This is a genomic window from Pseudomonas fluorescens (assembly GCF_902498195.1).
Classification (GTDB): domain Bacteria; phylum Pseudomonadota; class Gammaproteobacteria; order Pseudomonadales; family Pseudomonadaceae; genus Aquipseudomonas; species Aquipseudomonas fluorescens_BU.
On the sequence record NZ_CABVIY010000008.1, the window covers coordinates 233,454 to 250,567 of the forward strand.

Consider the following 17,114-nt stretch of genomic DNA (forward strand, 5'->3'; position numbering starts at 1 on the left):
GATGCTGACCCTAGGAAATATTTTCGTGCTGATGATGCTCGCCACCGCGGGTGCCTGGCTGTGGCACAACCACGGTTTGCGCGAACGCGCGCTGGAGCGGGTCAAGCAGCATTGCAGCAACCTCGGGATCGAGTTGCTGGATGGTAACGTGGCGCTGAAAAAAATGGCGTTCATCAAGGATGCCCGTGGTCGGCGGCGCCTGGCCCGTGTGTATAACTTTGAATTCACCGTGACCGGCGAAACCCGCCACAACGGCACCATCACTCAGTTCGGCGCCCACAGTGCGCAGATAGAACTGGCGCCCTACCCGATGCCCTTCGACGAGACCCCTCCCGTCGTCGATATCGTCAAGCCCACCGCCCAGGTGATTGAACTGAGCCATTGGCGGCAGGAACACAGCAAGTGGCGGCCTTGAGGCGACCCGACCTGTAGGCGCCGGCGAAGGCTGCGATCGCTTGATGTTTAGCTGACCCGGCAGCCAGCCAAGCCACTCTGCAGCCAATCAACCTCCTGCGGCTCAGCGAAAATCAGTTCAATCCGCGAATCCTTTCGCCACTCACTCGGCTGCCATTGAAGCACCGAGTTATCCAGCGCATTCACCGACACCCACCCTCCGGCACTGTGGATAACCAGCTTCGCCCGTCGCCATTCAAGCTTTCCAAGCCACAGCCCCACAAGCCCGGCATCGAATATCTGCCCCGGATGCCAGCGCCAGCCGATGCTCCAACCACCCTCCTGCTCCTGGCTCAAGCAAATCGGCTGGGACAGATCAGTCCAGATCGCCGGCACCTGCGCCAGTCCCTTGGGCACTACAAGGTTATCCACAGTGGCCACGCCCCTGGCCGCCAGACCAGGCAACTCGCTCAACGGCATCACTGCCTGTTGCGTCCAGTACAACGGACGAAGCGGCAATTGCGCGGCGACTCGCTGGCGATCGGCTTCATCCAGGTTTTCCGATTTGTTCATCAACAACAGGCCGGCACTGTCCAGCGCATCCTGTTGTGAAGGCGGCAGTGCCTTGCCGGTGGCGAGTGCCTGGGCGTCCAGCACCAGTACACTTGGCTGTACACTCAGTACACCTTGCCAGGGTGCTTCACCCAGTTGCCTGAGCAGCTGCGCCGGGTGTCCCAGTCCGGATGGCTCGATGAACAGGCGATCCGGTCGCGCCTTGCGCAGCAATCGGCCGAGCCCGATCTGAAAGGGCGCACCATTGACGCAACATAAACAGCCCCCGGCCACTTCACCCAGTGCGATACCATCAGTATCGCGGGTCAGCAACGCGGCATCGAGGCCGATCTGGCCGAACTCGTTGATCAACACCGCCCAACGCTCACCGTCCGGGCGTTGCGCCAGCAGGTGCTTGATCAGGCTGGTCTTGCCGGCTCCGAGCGGTCCGGCGATGACGTGGGTGGGAATGTTCTGCAACATGGTCAAAGGTTTCTGAGGGGGTAAGGATGCGGTGGAGTGGATGGTGGTTACTGCTGACGCTTGCCGGGGGCGAGGCGATGGCCCAGGCCTGCGTGGTGCACAGCCAGGCGGAACGGCTCGACGTGAAAGTCTGTCAGCAGAACCGCAACATCCCGGAAGAACTCTTCGCCGACGGTTTCTGCCAGCCAACCCTGGCGGGTCAGAAAGTCGAGGTGCAGTACGTCGACCAATGCCCCAGCGGTGCGTTCGGCGTGTGCAGCAACGCGCAAGTCGCCAATATGCCCTACCGGCAGGATATTCACTATTACGGCGTTGCCACGGATGCGGCGTATTTGAGGCCGTTTTGCGAATCCCGGAGCCAGGGTACCTGGCTCAAGCCTTGAGTGGCCACTGATCAGGCCGCCTCATCAAACCACGGACCGAATGGATCCGGCAGCAGGCGCCAGGTTTCAGCCCCCAGCGCCATTTCTTCATCGCTGAGCAAGCACTCGTCGAGTTCGGCGGTGAGTTGCGCAAAATCAATGTTCTGCCCAATGAACACCAGTTCCTGGCGGCAATCCCCAGTGGACGCGCTCCAGTTTTCCATGATCGAGGCGATGCTCTCTTCATCCTGTGGCCACTGGTCTTTCGGCACAAAACGCCACCAGCGCCCGGCAAACCCGTGACGCATCAAGCCGCCGGCCTGGGACCAGCTGCCGGCGTCCATGTGCTTGCTCGCCAACCAGAAAAAGCCCTTGGAGCGCAGCAGCGCGCCATTGAGCCACGGTCGGTCGATGAAGTTGAAGAACCGCTGCGGATGGAAGGGCCGACGTGCGCGATAGGCGCGGGAGGCGATGCCGTATTCGTCGGTTTCCGGCACATGTTCGCCGCGCAGCTCCTTTAACCAGCCCGGAGCTTGCGCTGCCTTTTCGAAGTCGAAGCGCCCCGTATTGAGAATCTTCTCCAGCGGCACTTCGCCCATGACCATCGGGATGATTTCAGCCTGAGCGTTGAGTCGTTTCAGGATTGCCATCAGCTCCTGGCGTTCGCGGCTGCCGATCAGGTCGATCTTGCTGATCAAGAGGACATCAGCGAATTCGATCTGCTCGATCAACAGATCGGTGATCGCCCGTTCATCCTCTTCGCCCAGTGTTTCGCCACGGGACGCCAGGCTTTCGGCCGCCTGGTAGTCGAGCAGGAAATTGATGCCGTCGACCACCGTCACCATGGTGTCGAGCCGGGCAATATCGGTGAGGCTCTGACCCGCTTCATCGCGGAACGTGAATGTCTCCGCCACAGGCAGCGGTTCGGAGATGCCTGTGGATTCGATCAGCAGATAATCGAATCGACCGTCACGGGCGAGCTTGCCCACCTCCTCCAGCAAGTCTTCACGCAAGGTGCAACAGATGCAGCCGTTGCTCATTTCCACGAGCTTTTCTTCGGCTCGATTGAGGCTGACATCGCGCTGGACTTCACTGCCGTCAATGTTGATTTCACTCATGTCGTTGACGATAACCGCGACGCGCAGTCCATCTCTATTACGTAATATGTAATTAAGCAGCGTACTTTTACCGGCACCAAGAAAGCCCGACAGGACCGTGACAGGTAGACGATTGGGCATGATGAAAAATCCCTCATGGAAAAGGCATCGTTGATTTGATTGTTATACTATAACATGTCATTTCAACTCTCACGATGGACCTGCTCATGAATGCGCTGACTCTGCCGGATATCGCCACGCAGGCCTCACGCCAAGCCTTGCCACTGGAGTGGGTGGGCATGTGCGGAATTGCCCTTCCCATCTTGCTGGAGGGCGACCGACTGACTGCAACGGCTGATGCCGGTGTCAGCCTCGACAACGGTGAGGCACGCGGGATTCATATGTCGCGGCTCTACCTGGCATTGCAGATGTTGGAACAAGAAACGCTTTCGCCTGCCCTGCTTCGGCGGCTCTTGCAGTGTTTCCTCGATAGCCATTCAGGTTTGTCCAACAGCGCTTACCTGAAGATCCGCACTGACCTGCTGCTGAAACGGCCGGCGTTAGTCAGCGCTTTGGCCGGCTGGAAAACCTATCCCGTCAGCATCGAAGCGCGTCTGAAAAACGCAATGTTCCACGTGGAACTAAAAATCGACGTGCCTTATTCCTCGACGTGTCCATGTTCAGCCGCCCTTTCTCGGCAGTTGATTCAGCAGCAGTTCATCGATGACTTTGCCAATCGCGCACTGCAACACGCCGACGTATTGGCGTGGCTCGGTTCCCCCAAGGGCATCGTTGCCACACCGCACAGTCAGCGCAGCGTTGCCCAACTGAGCCTGCACCTGGATGACCATCTGGAACACTTGCCGCTGATCGCGCTGATCGATGACGCCGAAGCCGTCCTCGGTACCGCTGTGCAAACCGCAGTGAAGCGCGCTGACGAACAAGCCTTCGCGTTGGCCAACGGTCAAAACCTGATGTTCTGCGAAGACGCTGCCCGGCGGTTGAATCTGGCACTCAGGCAATCAACCGGCATCAGCGGGTTCCACGTGCGGGTGGTACACGCAGAAAGCCTCCACGCCCACGATGCCGTCGCCGAAAGTTACTGGAACCGGGAGGCCGCATGATCCGTTGCCAGGCATTGCGTTGGGGCGCTCCAGGCCAACCGCTGACACCATCCCTCGATCTTGAGTTGACCACTGGCAGTCTGACGGCCGTGATCGGCGCCAACGGCTGCGGAAAAAGCAGCTTGCTCAAAGTCATCGCCGGATTGCAAAAACCCCTCGCGGGAAAGATTGCCCTCAAGGTTCCACGCAAGGGCTCGCTGTCATTCCTGCCTCAGCAGCAACACCTGGATCGGCAATTTCCCATCAGCCTTCAGGAACTGGTGGCCGCCGGATTCTGGGGCAGCAGGCAATCGCCTGAGCGTCGTCGACAACGCCTTGAGTCCGTACTGGACGATTGGTGCCTGACGGGCCTCGAACAGCGTCCGTTGATGGCCCTGTCCGGCGGTGAATTGCAACGTGCGCTGCTCGCTCGAATGGGCCTCTCGGATGCGCCACTCCTGTTGCTCGACGAACCCCATGCCGCGCTGGATGAACTCGGTCAGACGCTGTTGTGGAAGCATATCCACGGCTGGCATGCCGCCGGCCGAACCCTGCTGGTCGTGTGCCATGACCTGGCCGCCGTTCGCCAACACCTGCCTGACAGCCTGTTGATCAAAAGCAGCGGTTGCGTGTTTGGCTCAAGCATCGAGCTGATTCATCAGCAACCCCGAACGCAGGTGGCCTGATGCTCACCGTCGCTCATCTATGGCAACCCTTCCACGAATTCGTCTTCATGCGCCGGGCGCTGCTCGGCGGCTTGGTGCTGGCGTGCAGCACGGCCCCACTGGGTGTGTTTCTGATCCTGCGACGGATGAGCCTGATCGGTGACGCCGTGGCCCACGGCATCCTGCCCGGCGCCGCCCTGGGTTTCTGGTTCGCCGGCTTGAGCCTCCCCGCGCTGACCCTCGGCGGCCTCGGCGCCGGCCTGGGCATGGCCGGGCTGGCTGCCTGGATTACCCGTCGTACCGGATTGCGCGAGGACGCCAGCCTCGCGGCGATCTACCCGATTTCACTGGCCAGCGGTGTACTGATCCTGGGCCTCGCCGGCAAGCGCCTGGACTTGCTGCATCTGCTGTTCGGCTCGGCATTAGCGGTCGACGGCCCGACGCTGACCGGCATGCTCTGGGTCTCGGGCTTTAGCCTGATCGCCATGCTGTTGATCTATCGCCCCCTGCTGCTGGACACCCTCGACCCACTCTTCCTGCAAACCGTCAGCCGCCTCGGTCCCTTGGCGCATGGCGTTTTCCTCACGCTGGTGGTGTTGAACCTGGTGATCGGCTTCCAGGCCATCGGTGCCCTGATGGTGGTCGGCCTGATGATGCTGCCCGCCGCCGCGTCGCGTTTCTGGAGTCGCCGATTACCGGTGTTGATCGCCGTGGCTGCGGTGCTTGGAAGCCTCTCGGTGTGGCTTGGCTTGTTGCTCTCGTTTCATTTTTCGTTACCCAGCGGGCCGGCCATCGTACTGGTCGCGGGTGCTTTGTATCTGCTGTCCGTGGTGTTCGGACCGGTGCACGGTTTGCTGCGCCGCCCGCCTTTGCTCACATCCCAATGAGGAGTTACCCGATGCGCGCTTTACTTGTGCTGTTCAGTTTGATGCTGTCGATGTCGCTGTCCGCAGCGGAAAAACTTCAGGTAGTGACCAGCTTCAGCATCCTCGCTGACATGACGCATCAAGTCGGCGCAGAGCATATCCAGATCACCAACATGGTCGGCCCCGATGCGGATGCCCACACCTATGAGCCCACCCCTGACGACGGCAAGGCATTGTTGAAGGCCAATCTCATCATCAAGAACGGCCTGGGTTTCGAGCCTTGGCTGGATCGCCTGGTGACCAGCACCGAAACAAGGGCGCCGATGATCAGCGCGAGCCAAGGGGTGATTCCGCGCACCCTGGATGAAGACGGCGAAACCATCCCCGACCCGCATGCCTGGCACAACCTGGCGAACACCGAGCTGTACATTGCCAATATCACCAAGGCGCTGATTGCCGCCGACCCGGCGAACAAGGCCGACTATCAACGCAACAGCCAGGCCTACCTGAAGCAAATCCATGCCCTGCTCGCCGACGCCAGGGCCAGGCTCGGCTCGTTGCCGCCCGGCAACCGCAAGATCGTGACGTCCCATGACGCCTTTGGTTATCTCGGCCAGGCCTACGGCATCGACTTCATGGCACCGCAGGGGCTGTCCACCGAACGCGAACCGTCAGCCGCCGAAGTCGCTGCGCTGATCACGCAGATTCGTCAGGCCAGGGTCAAGGCGGTGTTCATGGAAAACATCAAGGATGCGCGCCTGCTCAAGCAGATCGCCGACGAAAGCGGTGCCCGGATTGGCGGCACCCTGTACTCCGATGCGCTGGCGGCCAGCGGTCCGGCCAGTACGTTTATCGGGCTGTTCGAATACAACCTCAACACCCTGTACGACGCGTTGAACACGCCGTGATGGTGTTCGGCGAACGGGGGGCACGACAAACGTCTACATGACAGCGGCCCGTGTTTGCCTCTAATGTTGAGGCGCAAGCGCGTGTGATCGAAGCATCCGAGAACAATAACCATGATCCAGATCACCCTGCCCGATGGTTCATTGCGTGAATACGATCAACCCCTGTCCGTGCATGAAGTTGCCGCGAGTATTGGCCCCGGGCTGGCCAACGCAGCGGTGGCGGGACGGGTGAACGGTGTGTTGGTGGACTGCGAATTCATGATCACGAGCAACGCTCGGGTCAGCATCGTGACTTCACAGGAACCTGACGGGCTGGAGATCCTGCGCCATTCCTGTTCTCTGATGCTGTCGATCGCGGTCAGGCAGCTCCATGCCCACGCGCAATGGCGAACGGGCTCGGCGCTGGGTGACGGCTTCTATTGCGAATTTGCAGTCGAACGCCCTCTGACCGCAACGGACCTGCCGCGGATCGAAGCCCGGATGCGGTCACTGGCCGTCACCAACCACTCAATCCGCCGCCACTCAAACCCCTCTCCCTCGGCGCCTTTTGACCATCGCTCGCTCTACCGACTGGGGGATACCGAGCATTTGACGACGGGTCCCCATGTCCCCACCACCCGCGTGCTGCAAGCCTTTGCCCTCGATCACATCAGCGGGACCCAGCAGCAACGCATCTACGGGACCTGCTGGTCTACTCACCAGGAGCTTGAGCAGTGGCGCTTGCCGCCTCATGTGGTGGTGGTCAGCATGGATGACCGCCAGACCACGTTCGCACACGCGGTCACCGAGCGCCTGCGCCGCAGTGGTGTTCGTGCCCGGGCGGATCTGCGCAACGAAAAAGTCGGGCACAAGATTCGCCAGCACAGTCAAACGGTGCCGTATGTGGTGGTGATCGGAGAGAAGGAAAAGGTCGGCGGATTTGTCAGTGTCCGCGGGCGCAGCGGTGAGGACTTCGGCAGGATGGAGGTTGAGGCGGTGTGTGAGTGGCTGGGTCAGCCTGGAGTGTGATGTTGGCCCTGCCGACGCCATCGCGGGCAAGCCTTGCTCCTGCAGAGCGAGGCTTGCCCAAAGCTTTTAAGCTCGTGGCTTAACAGTTCCGCAATCCTGCCCCAACCACACCGCGCGACTTTCAAGGCTGCCCTTCTGCTGAATGCCGGTGGCGTTGAACGTACCGTTGACCTTGGTGGTGAACTCTCGGTCACTGAGGAACGTGGCGACACCCGCGCCCTGGGCTTTCGGACAACTGAAACGGAATTTCCACTGGTTACCGGTGCGATCGGTGATCTCCTGCTTGCAGCCCGATTGCGGGTCGGTCAGCGGGATATCGTCACTCTTGACCTGCTCCGGCGTCAGGCACGCGCGAATGCCTTTGCCGCCCATGGTGATGCCTTGTTTTTCCAGCTGTGCACGCTGCTCCGGCGTGATCTGGCTTTGAATCTGCCCGAGGATCAGTTGCAGGTCCGGCAGGTTCTGGTCATCGACCTTCATGTTACTGGTGGTCAATTCCCACAAACCCGGTTGAAGCATCTGCGCCTGAGCAGCCACAGGAAGTGCCAAACCCAGCGTAATGGCCAAACCCAGCAGACGAACGTTCATCTTGTAACTCCTGATCGATAGTGGCCGTTAGACGTCAGCCGCGGGCTTCGGTTCATGGGCCAATTAAATAGCGACATTCTGCCCGGAACATGGTCTGTTAAGCATTGAATCTTCAGGAGCAAGGCTGCGCCCATGGATTACTTTGGACCCCATATTTTTGGCTACACCATCGCGTTACTGCACTCGCTGGGCACGATCGCAGCGATCCATGCGGTGTTGACCGTTCGAACCGCCCAAGGCTCGATTGCCTGGGCCTTGTCACTGATCTTCATGCCCTACCTGACACTCATTCCCTACCTGGTTTTCGGCCGCAGTACCTTCGACGGCTACATCAAGGCCCGGCGCCAGGCCAACGAAGAAATGCGCAAGGCCATCTCCGAGCTCAACTGGCGGCCGTGGGTGGAAGAAGCCCTCACCGCTCGCGCCTCCACTGCTTACGATTCGCTCCGGGCGATGCCAAAGCTCGGACGCATGCCCTGCCTGGCCAACAACGAAGTGAAATTGCTGATCAATGGACGGGCTACGTTCGATGCGATTTTCCATGCCATCGGCCAGGCAAAAGAAGCGGTGTTGATCCAGTTCTTCATCATCCATGACGACCGACTCGGCCAGCGCCTGCAAAAGCTGCTGCTGGAGAAAGCCGCCGAAGGCGTGGCGATTCATGTGCTCTACGACCGGATAGGCAGTCATTCCCTGCCCCACCGTTACGTGCAGGCGCTGCGTGATGGCGGCGTCGAGGTCAAAGCCTTCGCGACCCGCAGCGGCTGGCTCAATCGCTTCCAGGTCAACTTCCGCAATCACCGCAAGATCGTGGTGGTCGACGGCATCCTCGGCTTTGTAGGCGGGCATAACGTTGGCGACGAATACATGGGTGAAAAACCGCCCCTGGCGCCCTGGCGCGATACCCATGTGCAAGTGCGTGGACCGGTGGTGGCCTGCATGCAGGAGTCCTTCGCCGAAGACTGGTTCTGGGCGGCCCGTACGCTGCCGCCGCTGATCCTGCCTGAGGTGTACCCGGATGGCGGCGTTCTCTGCCAGATGCTCGCCAGCGGGCCGGCAGATTCCTACGAGACCTGTTCCCTGTTCTTCGTAGAAGCCATCCATGCCGCGACGGAACGCGTCTGGATCACCAGCCCGTATTTCATCCCCGACGAAGCCGTGTTCGCGGCCTTGCGCCTGGCTGTGCTGCGCGGAGTCGATGTGCGGATCCTGCTGCCGTCTCGGCCCGACCACCGGGTCGTCTACGCGGCCTCCAGCCTGTATGCCTTCGAAGCCGTGCGCGCGGGCGTGCGGGTGTTCCGCTACGAACCCGGTTTCCTGCATCAGAAAGTGGTGTTGATCGACAGCGAAATCAGCGCCATTGGCAGTGCGAACATGGACAACCGTTCGTTCCGGCTGAATTTCGAAGTGATGTTGCTGACCGTCGACAGCGTGTTTGCCGCCAAGGTCGAGCAGATGCTTAACGATGACTTCGCCCAGGCCCACGAAATCGCCAAAGAAGAAAGCCGGGAGACCCACCGCCTGCAACAGGTCGGCATGCGGATCGCCCGGCTTATTTCCCCGATTCTTTAAGGCGTGTAAATGTCGTCCCGGGTCCATGGCAGTTCATGACTGCCATCCGGGTGCGCCTTGACCGCAAGGATCTGGTGCAAATTGATCCAGCCCTTGGCAAACGCATAGGCGCAGCCAGCCAGATACAAACGCCAAATCCGCAACGCTTGTTCCGGCACCAGTTTCCCGGCAGCCTCCAGGTTGTCTTCCAGGCGTTCGCTCCAGTGATCCAGGGTTCGTGCATAGTGCAGGCGCAGGCTCTCGACATCGACAATCTCAAGCCCGGCTTCGCTGATCTCGGCGGAGATCATCGACAGGTGCGGCAGCTCACCGTTGGGGAATACGTACTTCTCGATGAAGTCACCGGCACCGCGCCCCACCGGGCGGCCATCGGTGTGTTTGGCCGTGATCCCGTGGTTCATCACCAGGCCGCCCTCTTTCACCGCACCAAACAGGGTTTTGCAATATTCGGCGAGGTTCGCGTGGCCGACGTGTTCGAACATGCCGACGCTGACCACTTTGTCGAAGCGCCCGTCCTGTGGCAGATCGCGGTAGTCGAGCAATTGCAGCTCGACCAGGTCCTCCAGCCCCTCTTCTTTCACCCGTTCCCGGGCGAGCGCCAGTTGCTCTTTACTCAAGGTAATGCCGAACACCTTGGCACCGAACTCACGGGCCGCATAACGCGCCAGCCCCCCCCAACCGCAGCCGACATCCAGCAAATACTCGCCGGGCTGCAGGCGCAGCTTGCGGCACAAATGGCGGAACTTGGCTTGCTGGGCTTGCTCCAGGGTCTCACTGCCGGTTTCGAAATACGCGCAGGAATAGGCCATGTCGCTGTCGAGCCACAACTGATAAAAGGCGTTGGAAAGGTCATAGTGATAGGAAATGGCCTTGGCGTCGGTCTCTTTGTCGTGAACCGTCCGCACAGGCTGATTATCGTCGTCCTCATCCAGCAGCGCCTGGGTCCATTCATCGCAGACGCGAATCACGTCGCTGATGGAACCTTCCAGCTCCAGTTTGCCTTCGACAAACGCCGCTCCAAGCGCGTCGAGGCTGGGGTGCGTGAACTGGGTAACCATTTGTGGGTCCTTGACCACAATCGTGACGCTGGGCGTCGGCCCCAGATTGAACTCATGGCCGTCCCAGAGTCGCAGGCGTAGCGGAAGCTGCAGATTCTGTAAGGCCGGTGGAAGTTGCGCGAGCATGGAAAATCCCCCTTGTTTCAGACGTCTGCTGAGAGGTTAGACCATCCTTGAAAAATAGCTGGCTATCGAATTGATAGCCATTTCCTATGAGCCCACAAATGCAAAAAATCCACGGAAATGACTGCTATATCCCAAATGACTGCGAATTCGGCGCGCAGTTCTGTAAAGCTACAGTTTCAGGAGCGGCTCCTGGAACCGCAGCAAGCGCCCGGCGTTACCCAACACCAACAGCGTGCTGAGGTTATGCAACAGCGCCGCAATCATCGCCCCCGCCGCGCCCAGCCAGCCGAACGCGGCGAAGGCCACGATAGCCAGGGTCCAGCCCAGGCCGATGATCACATTGACCTGCAAGGTTTGCCGGCACTGGCGACTCAAGCGCACGCAGGTACCCAGGCGACGCAAGTCGCTGCCGATCAACACGATGTCGGCTGACGCCAGAGCGATATCCGCACCGCCCGCGCCCATGGCCACCCCGACCACGCCGGCCTTCAAGGCCAACGAGTCGTTGATGCCGTCCCCCACCACCATAGGCCGGAAACCGTTACCGATTTCTTTCAATACTCGATTGAGCTTGTCTTCGGGCAGCGCCTGCGCCTCGACATCATGAATACCGACATCCCGCGCCAGCGTCTGCGCGACACTCTGCCGGTCACCGGTGAGCAACAGTTGCCGACCCAATCCAAGGTCACGCAGCTCATTCAGGGCAAACCGGGCTTCGGGTTTAACACTGTCGGCCAACAGCAGCCAAGCGAGAAACTCACCCTTGAGCGCCAGCCCGGCAATCGGGCCGTCGTGATCGGGAACGGCTGAGGTGGGAATGTTCAGCTGGGCAAACAACTCCGGACGCCCGAGGGCAGCCTCTCCCTGCTCGGTCATGGCCACGACGCCCAACCCCTGGCGTTCATGAATATCGGTGAGCACTGGAAAATGCTCCTGTGCCACCAGACTCGCCAACGCCCGGCTGACCGGGTGGCTGCTGGCGGAGCCGAGGCTGGCGGCCAGCTGCAAGACGGCGGTGCGATCTTCCAGCGGGCTGTCGATGGCATGCAGGCGCAAGGTGCCGAAGGTCAGGGTCCCCGTCTTGTCCACCACCAGCGAAGTCAGGTCCGCCAGCTCTTCGAGAAACGCCGAGCTGCGGATCAGAATCCCATGGCGTGCGGCCACGGCCACCCCGGCGATCGCCGTCGCGGGCGCCGACAACACCAATGCACAAGGACAGGCCGCCACCAGCACTGCGAGCATGGCCTGGGCATCGTTGGTGATGAACCAGGTCACCGCGGCCAGCAGCAACACCAGCACCATGTAGCTGCCAGCGTAACGCTCCAGCAACCGCGTGATCGGCGGCTTGGAGCGCTCGGCGTTTTGCATCAGTGCGATGACTTTGCCCAGGGTCGATTCGTGGCCGGTACGGGTCACTTCGATGCGCAGCAGTCCGTCGAGGTTGATCGCCCCACCGAACACCAGCATGCCGACGCCCGCCTCGATGGGCACCGATTCACCGGTAATGGAGGCCGTGTCCAGGCTCGCCTGGCCGGACAGCACCCGGCCATCCGCCGGCACCCGATCGCCGGCGCGCACTTCCACCCGGTCACCGGTCTTGAGCGTGCCGTTGTCGACTTCGACGATGGAACCGTCGGCCTGCACTTTGCGTGCATGGCTACGCGTCAGTTGGCCGAGGGCGTGAATGGCTTCCTGCGAGCCGATCACACTGCGCTCTTCCAGCACGTGACCGAAGATCATGATGATCGGCAACAATGCCGCCGTCAGCAGATCGCCGGTCGCCCAGGCACCAAGCATGGCCAGGGCGATCAACTGATCGGTGATGCCATGCAGGCTTGGATAACGCAGGCTGTACCACGCCGAGCGCATGACCGGCACGGCTACCAGGAGGGAAGCAAACCCCAGCAGCAATTGGCTGACCCCGGTCTGCTCCGGCGACATCCAGCGCCACACCAGACCCAGTGTGAGCAAGCCGAGAGCGAGCATGGCCAGGGTCAACTGGCGGGCGGCGCTACGTTGTTCGGCCGAGGACAACAGGCTCGGTGCAGCGGCGGTTGATGCGGTCATTGTGCAGCTCCCTGGATGATCAGGCGGGAATCGTCTCTCGGATCAACTGTTGTCACCGAACCGGCCTGGCCAAGGATTTTCGGCATTCGCTCGCGGTAGATTCGCAGCAGCATTTGAGGGTCGGTGCCCTGTTGCTGTGCTTTCGCCAAACTCAACACAGTCGCGGTGTCGGCCGAGGCCTTGGCCAAGCGTTCACTCGCCTGGGCGTGGGCAACTTGCAACGTCCGGTCGGCTTGTTCGTTGGCGGCCTGGGTCAGTTTCTCGGCTTCCGTGCGGGCGTTGGCCACGGCTTTGTCGGCCTGCTGGCTGGCCGTCAGCACCGCATTGAAGGCGTTTACCGCAGGGCCAGGCAAACTCGATTGCACATCGACTCGCGCCACTTCAATGCCCAGTCCCTGCCCGGTCGCAGACAACTCGGCCAGGCGTTGATTAATGCTGCGCACCAAATCGCCCCGCAAGCGTTCACGTCGTTCAGCAGCCTGATTATCGGCGCCGATCAACTCCGGTCGTGCAACCAGGATGGTGTCCAGGTCCCGCGCCGCCGTCAGTGCCACGGTGCTACGGGTGACGAGCCGGTCCAAGGCAGGCAACACGTGTTCACCTTGCAGCACGAAGGCATAGGGCTCGGTGACTTTATAAAAAACCCGCACATCCAGTTGCACCACACCGGCATCACCGGTCAGCAGATAACCGGACCCCGCCAGCGCATCGCTGATCGGTGTGGCGAAACTGGCCATGCGATCGGCTTGAAGCGCCGCATCACTGCGCAGCAAATTGTCCACCCGACGCTCAATCACGCGATCCGCCGCGGGCAGCAAAATGACCTGTTCGAACGGTCGCGGCCAAGCCAGGAGCAAGCCGGCATTCTGGATACGATCCAGCGCGCCAAAATGCAAAACCACCGCACGATTCTGCGGATCGATCTGGCGGACATTGGAAAATACCCAGGCCAAAGCCGCCAATACCGTCACCGCGTACAGCGCAATAAAAGCCAGGCGCCCGGCCTGAATCCATGGGCTGCTCAGTTCATGTGTTCCACGTGGAACCAGACTCATGGCTGCGATCCGGATTTGTTTTCGAGGCTCGGCGGGCCGTCCACCAACACACGAAAGGGGGCGGCGTCGGTGCGCAAAATCAGCTTCGTGCCCGGGGTGACCACCGTGCCCAAGGTATCGAGCGAGCGCAGCAAGTTGTACAGCTGCGGCGAACCGGCGTAGGCGCGTCCGTAAATCTGAGCGGCTTCGACCCGCGATTGAGCTTCGATGTCAGCCGCTTTCACCGTGGCATCGGCCTGCACGATGCGCGCATCACGTTCGGCGGCCGAGCGAATTTGCGCTGCTTCGCGCTTGCCGATCGCGGTGCGTTCAGTGGCGATGGTTTCACGCTCGGCACGCATGCGATCGACCGTTGCGGTGAGCGTGACGGATGGCAAAGTCAAACGCTCGATGCCCACTTGCAACACGCGTACGCCATACGTGGTCAGCAACTGCTGATCGATTTGCTGGCGCAGTTGCGCTTCAAAATCGCCGATGCGCACCTGACTGGCATCGGTGTTCACCAGGTTGGCCAAATCGAAACTGCTGGCCGTGGTTTCCAGCGCCGAACCGATAAAGGTGCGAATCTGCCGGGCCGCTTCGTCCGGCTGATTTTGCACGGCACGCATGAAGCGCTGCACATTCTCCGGATCACCCTGCACCTGCCAGGCCACATAGGCTTGAACGATGATGCGCAGTCCGTCCCGCGTGCCCACGTCCTGCAAGCCGCTGGAGGTTGTGCGCAGCCGCAGGTCGACCGGGATCGCCGCTTCGAACGGCGCAGGCCAGCGCCAGCCGAGCCCCGGTTGCAGCAACACCCGCGACGGATTGCCGAAACGCGTGATGACCGTGGCCTCCCCGGACCTCACCTGCACCAGGCTCGCGGCGGCAACGGCGAACGCCACCAGCAACGCCGCCCACCCCATGCGCCGCCAGGGAAACGGACCGGCTTCTTGTGGGTCGCCATGATGGTGATGGTGGTGACCGTGGTGGTGATGCCCGCCATGCCCATGATCATGGCCGGCATGATCATCGTGATTGTGTGTGTGCGACTGGCTCAATGGGTAGCTCCTGGCTGAGCGGTTTGACGCGACGGCGCGGGATCAGCCGGCAACGTGAACGTACGCAGGTCAATGGTCGGCGCATTGCTGCTGCCGCCCAGACGATGATCGAGCACCAGCAACCTGGCATTGGCCAGGCCCTGGGAAAGTTGACTGAGGTACTGTTCCAGCACGAAAGCCTGGCCGGCACTGGCGTACGCTTTTTGCTCGGCGCTGAATTTGAGGTCGGCCACTTGCGCGCCTGCGTTGATTTCCCGAGCGCTGGCCGTGGCCTGGTCGCGGGCCATGCTGGCCTGCAACTGCGCCTGGTGGGTGGCTTCGGCGGCTGCGCCTCGTTCCCGGGCGATCAGCGCCTGCGCACCGATCTGCGCCGCTTGCACGCCGTGATAGGCATTGGCGGCCCCGGCAGGTGGGTGAATCGCTTCGACCACCGTGGCGAGAATTTCTACGCCACTGTCGAGTTTCTGCAGGTCCGCCTGCACTGCACAGCCGATCTCTTCGGCAAGCCCTACCCGGTCCTCGCCCAGCAAACCGTCGAGGGTGCGCGACGCAAAGTCGTGAACCAGAATGCGGCTGGCCGTGCTGCGGATCAGGGTCGACACATCCGCGCTGTTGTACGTCGCCGCCAGTGCCGCCTGATCGCTCAGGCCGATGCGATAGACGAAGCGAACATCCATGTTCACGATCTGGAATCCTTGCTTGTCGGCTCGGCTGCTGGCGATCACTTGGGACTTGTCGTTCACATGGCTGGCGTCCCACAAGCGGTTGGCCGTGATCGGCGCCGGACCTTCGGCGGGGTCGGCCTGGCTCGGTGCCGACGTTTCGCCGACACTGGTGGCCAGTTCGTGAACCACGCCATTCTCGACACTCAGCACCCGGCCCAGTGGCCACGGCAAACCCGCGTGCAAACCGGGACCAAACACTGCCACCGGTTTGCCGAAACGCTCGTAAATGCCGCGCCCTTGCAGCGGTATTTCGTGGATACCCGTGAGTGACCAGCCAACGATAGCGATCACCGCCAGCACCGGCAGAAACGCACGGCGCATATAGGTGAACGCCCAGATTTGCCGCAAATCGATGCCGAAGCGGTTGTGCAACTCGTGTTGCAGCGCCAGCAACGGCTGGGGTGGCCAGCGCAACAGGTCAGCCACAAAACTGCGCGCCAGCAACGCCGGTTCCAGTTGATCGCGTCGGGGGCTGAACAATGACAACACGGCGCGTAACAGCAACTCCACGGCGACGAGCCCTGGCAGTAAACCGATCAGCACCGCCAGACGCACGGGCCAGACCGACGTTTCATTGCCGAGCAACAGACACAACGCACCCAGCACCAGGCTGATGATCGCGACCCGCGTCAGCTGCGCCAACGACCCGGCTTCAGGCCACTGGGCGGCGTTTTCCTGCGCCAGCTGGCGCTCAAGCACCAGCAAGCTGAACGCCAGCAACAACGCCAGCGCCCCGCCGACAGTGGCCGACAAACCCAGCGCCGTGGGCGGCAAGCCAAGGTTCCACACCTGTTTGACGCACAGCAGCGCCAGCAATGCCCAACCGCCGAGCCACAGCGTCGGCGCACCGATCTGTTTGAGCAGGTCAAGCCAGCGTTGGCCAAGGCGATCCAGCAGTCGTTCGTACCAGCCCACCGGGCCTTCGATGACGGGTGCAACGATTGCTGGCTCTGCGGGATTCATCACCCGCAACCGCCATTGCGTCACCCACCAGGCCGATTGCAAACCCGCCACCAACACCAGCAGTGCGGCGCTTTGATTGAACAACAAGGCAGGCCAAAGGGATTGCGGCGCAAACAACCCGGCAAAGAAACCCAGCACCAGCCCCGCGCCCGCCAGCACGCCAAGGCCAATGGCGAACTGGCGCAATCGCCGCCCCTGAAAAACCGCCTGCTGAAAGCGCGGCAGCTCCGCTACCTGCGCTCCCTCCACCTCGAGATCGACTTGCATACCACCCCAGTGCTCAGCTTTGCTCAGATCGCAATTCGTTACGATATAACGAATACGGTGAAATTTTTGTACTCAATTGCATTATCTAAAGATGCTCAACCTGTCGCTTGCCTGAAGCCTTGACCGAAATGCGCAATAACGCACATATTACGCTCGTAATTTTATTTGAAGACTAGGTTTACCCCTCCCGATCCATATTCAATCCAGGAGTCGATC

The 17,114-nt window shown here is 61.1% G+C and carries 16 protein-coding genes; 8 read left to right on the forward strand and 8 right to left on the reverse strand.

Going from position 1 to position 17,114, the window contains the following annotated elements:
* The first annotated feature begins 1 nt into the window (after position 1).
* Positions 2–415: a DUF3301 domain-containing protein gene (locus F8N66_RS27185; protein ID WP_150773065.1), complete on the forward strand. Its 414-nt coding sequence runs from the start codon at positions 2–4 to the stop codon at positions 413–415.
* Positions 416–462: 47 nt separating this feature from the next.
* Here F8N66_RS27185 and F8N66_RS27190 read toward each other — a convergent pair whose 3' ends face one another.
* Positions 463–1,428 carry a CobW family GTP-binding protein gene (locus tag F8N66_RS27190; RefSeq protein ID WP_150773066.1) on the reverse strand — a complete coding sequence of 322 codons (966 nt, stop codon included), beginning with the start codon at positions 1,426–1,428 and terminating at the stop codon, positions 463–465.
* 26 nt (positions 1,429–1,454) lie between these two features.
* Between F8N66_RS27190 and F8N66_RS27195 the strand changes: the two genes are divergently transcribed.
* Positions 1,455–1,811 (forward strand): NADH:ubiquinone oxidoreductase, encoded by a 357-nt coding sequence (locus tag F8N66_RS27195; RefSeq protein ID WP_150773067.1) that lies wholly within the window; start codon positions 1,455–1,457, stop codon positions 1,809–1,811.
* 11 nt (positions 1,812–1,822) lie between these two features.
* Here the strand turns inward: F8N66_RS27195 and zigA are convergent, their stop codons facing one another.
* Positions 1,823–3,028: a zinc metallochaperone GTPase ZigA gene (gene zigA, locus F8N66_RS27200; protein ID WP_150773068.1), complete on the reverse strand. Its 1,206-nt coding sequence runs from the start codon at positions 3,026–3,028 to the stop codon at positions 1,823–1,825.
* Positions 3,029–3,114: 86 nt separating this feature from the next.
* Between zigA and folE2 the strand changes: the two genes are divergently transcribed.
* The 5 genes from folE2 (at position 3,115) to F8N66_RS27225 (ending at position 7,437) form a co-directional block, all read left to right on the forward strand.
* The gene (gene folE2, locus F8N66_RS27205) at positions 3,115–4,011 is read left to right on the forward strand and encodes a GTP cyclohydrolase FolE2 (protein WP_150773069.1); all 897 of its coding nucleotides are present in this window, start codon (positions 3,115–3,117) and stop codon (positions 4,009–4,011) included.
* Positions 4,008–4,676 (forward strand): metal ABC transporter ATP-binding protein, encoded by a 669-nt coding sequence (locus F8N66_RS27210; RefSeq protein ID WP_150773070.1) that lies wholly within the window; start codon positions 4,008–4,010, stop codon positions 4,674–4,676. The genes folE2 and F8N66_RS27210 overlap by 4 nt, the downstream gene beginning before the upstream one ends.
* Positions 4,676–5,542, forward strand: a complete 867-nt coding sequence (locus F8N66_RS27215) for a metal ABC transporter permease (RefSeq protein ID WP_150773071.1) — start codon at positions 4,676–4,678, stop codon at positions 5,540–5,542. The genes F8N66_RS27210 and F8N66_RS27215 overlap by 1 nt, the downstream gene beginning before the upstream one ends.
* An 11-nt stretch (positions 5,543–5,553) precedes the next feature.
* Positions 5,554–6,429 (forward strand): metal ABC transporter substrate-binding protein, encoded by an 876-nt coding sequence (locus tag F8N66_RS27220; RefSeq protein WP_150773072.1) that lies wholly within the window; start codon positions 5,554–5,556, stop codon positions 6,427–6,429.
* Between the two features lie 111 nt (positions 6,430–6,540).
* Positions 6,541–7,437: a His/Gly/Thr/Pro-type tRNA ligase C-terminal domain-containing protein gene (locus tag F8N66_RS27225; RefSeq protein WP_150773073.1), complete on the forward strand. Its 897-nt coding sequence runs from the start codon at positions 6,541–6,543 to the stop codon at positions 7,435–7,437.
* 66 nt (positions 7,438–7,503) lie between these two features.
* Here F8N66_RS27225 and F8N66_RS27230 read toward each other — a convergent pair whose 3' ends face one another.
* Positions 7,504–8,025 carry a DUF3617 domain-containing protein gene (locus F8N66_RS27230; RefSeq protein ID WP_150773074.1) on the reverse strand — a complete coding sequence of 174 codons (522 nt, stop codon included), beginning with the start codon at positions 8,023–8,025 and terminating at the stop codon, positions 7,504–7,506.
* Positions 8,026–8,157: 132 nt separating this feature from the next.
* Here F8N66_RS27230 and cls point away from each other — a divergent pair, with 132 nt between their 5' ends.
* Entirely contained in the window at positions 8,158–9,597 is a 1,440-nt protein-coding gene (gene cls, locus F8N66_RS27235) for a cardiolipin synthase (protein ID WP_150773075.1), read from the forward strand.
* Here the strand turns inward: cls and cfaB are convergent.
* The 5 genes from cfaB to hflK (F8N66_RS27260) all read right to left on the reverse strand — a co-directional run bounded on the left by cfaB (position 9,594) and on the right by hflK (F8N66_RS27260) (position 16,898).
* Positions 9,594–10,781 carry a C17 cyclopropane fatty acid synthase CfaB gene (gene cfaB / locus F8N66_RS27240; RefSeq protein WP_150773076.1) on the reverse strand — a complete coding sequence of 396 codons (1,188 nt, stop codon included), beginning with the start codon at positions 10,779–10,781 and terminating at the stop codon, positions 9,594–9,596. The genes cls and cfaB overlap by 4 nt on opposite strands.
* 168 nt (positions 10,782–10,949) lie before the next feature.
* Positions 10,950–12,848 carry a heavy metal translocating P-type ATPase gene (locus F8N66_RS27245; protein ID WP_150773077.1) on the reverse strand — a complete coding sequence of 633 codons (1,899 nt, stop codon included), beginning with the start codon at positions 12,846–12,848 and terminating at the stop codon, positions 10,950–10,952.
* Positions 12,845–13,903, reverse strand: coding sequence for a protease modulator HflK (hflK, locus tag F8N66_RS27250; protein ID WP_150773078.1), 1,059 nt, complete (start codon positions 13,901–13,903; stop codon positions 12,845–12,847). Before hflK (F8N66_RS27250) ends, F8N66_RS27245 begins: the two co-directional genes overlap by 4 nt.
* Positions 13,900–14,943 (reverse strand): protease modulator HflC, encoded by a 1,044-nt coding sequence (gene hflC, locus F8N66_RS27255; protein WP_150773079.1) that lies wholly within the window; start codon positions 14,941–14,943, stop codon positions 13,900–13,902. The genes hflK (F8N66_RS27250) and hflC overlap by 4 nt, the downstream gene beginning before the upstream one ends.
* Entirely contained in the window at positions 14,940–16,898 is a 1,959-nt protein-coding gene (gene hflK, locus F8N66_RS27260) for a protease modulator HflK (RefSeq protein WP_150773080.1), read from the reverse strand. Before hflK (F8N66_RS27260) ends, hflC begins: the two co-directional genes overlap by 4 nt.
* Positions 16,899–17,114 lie beyond the last annotated feature (216 nt).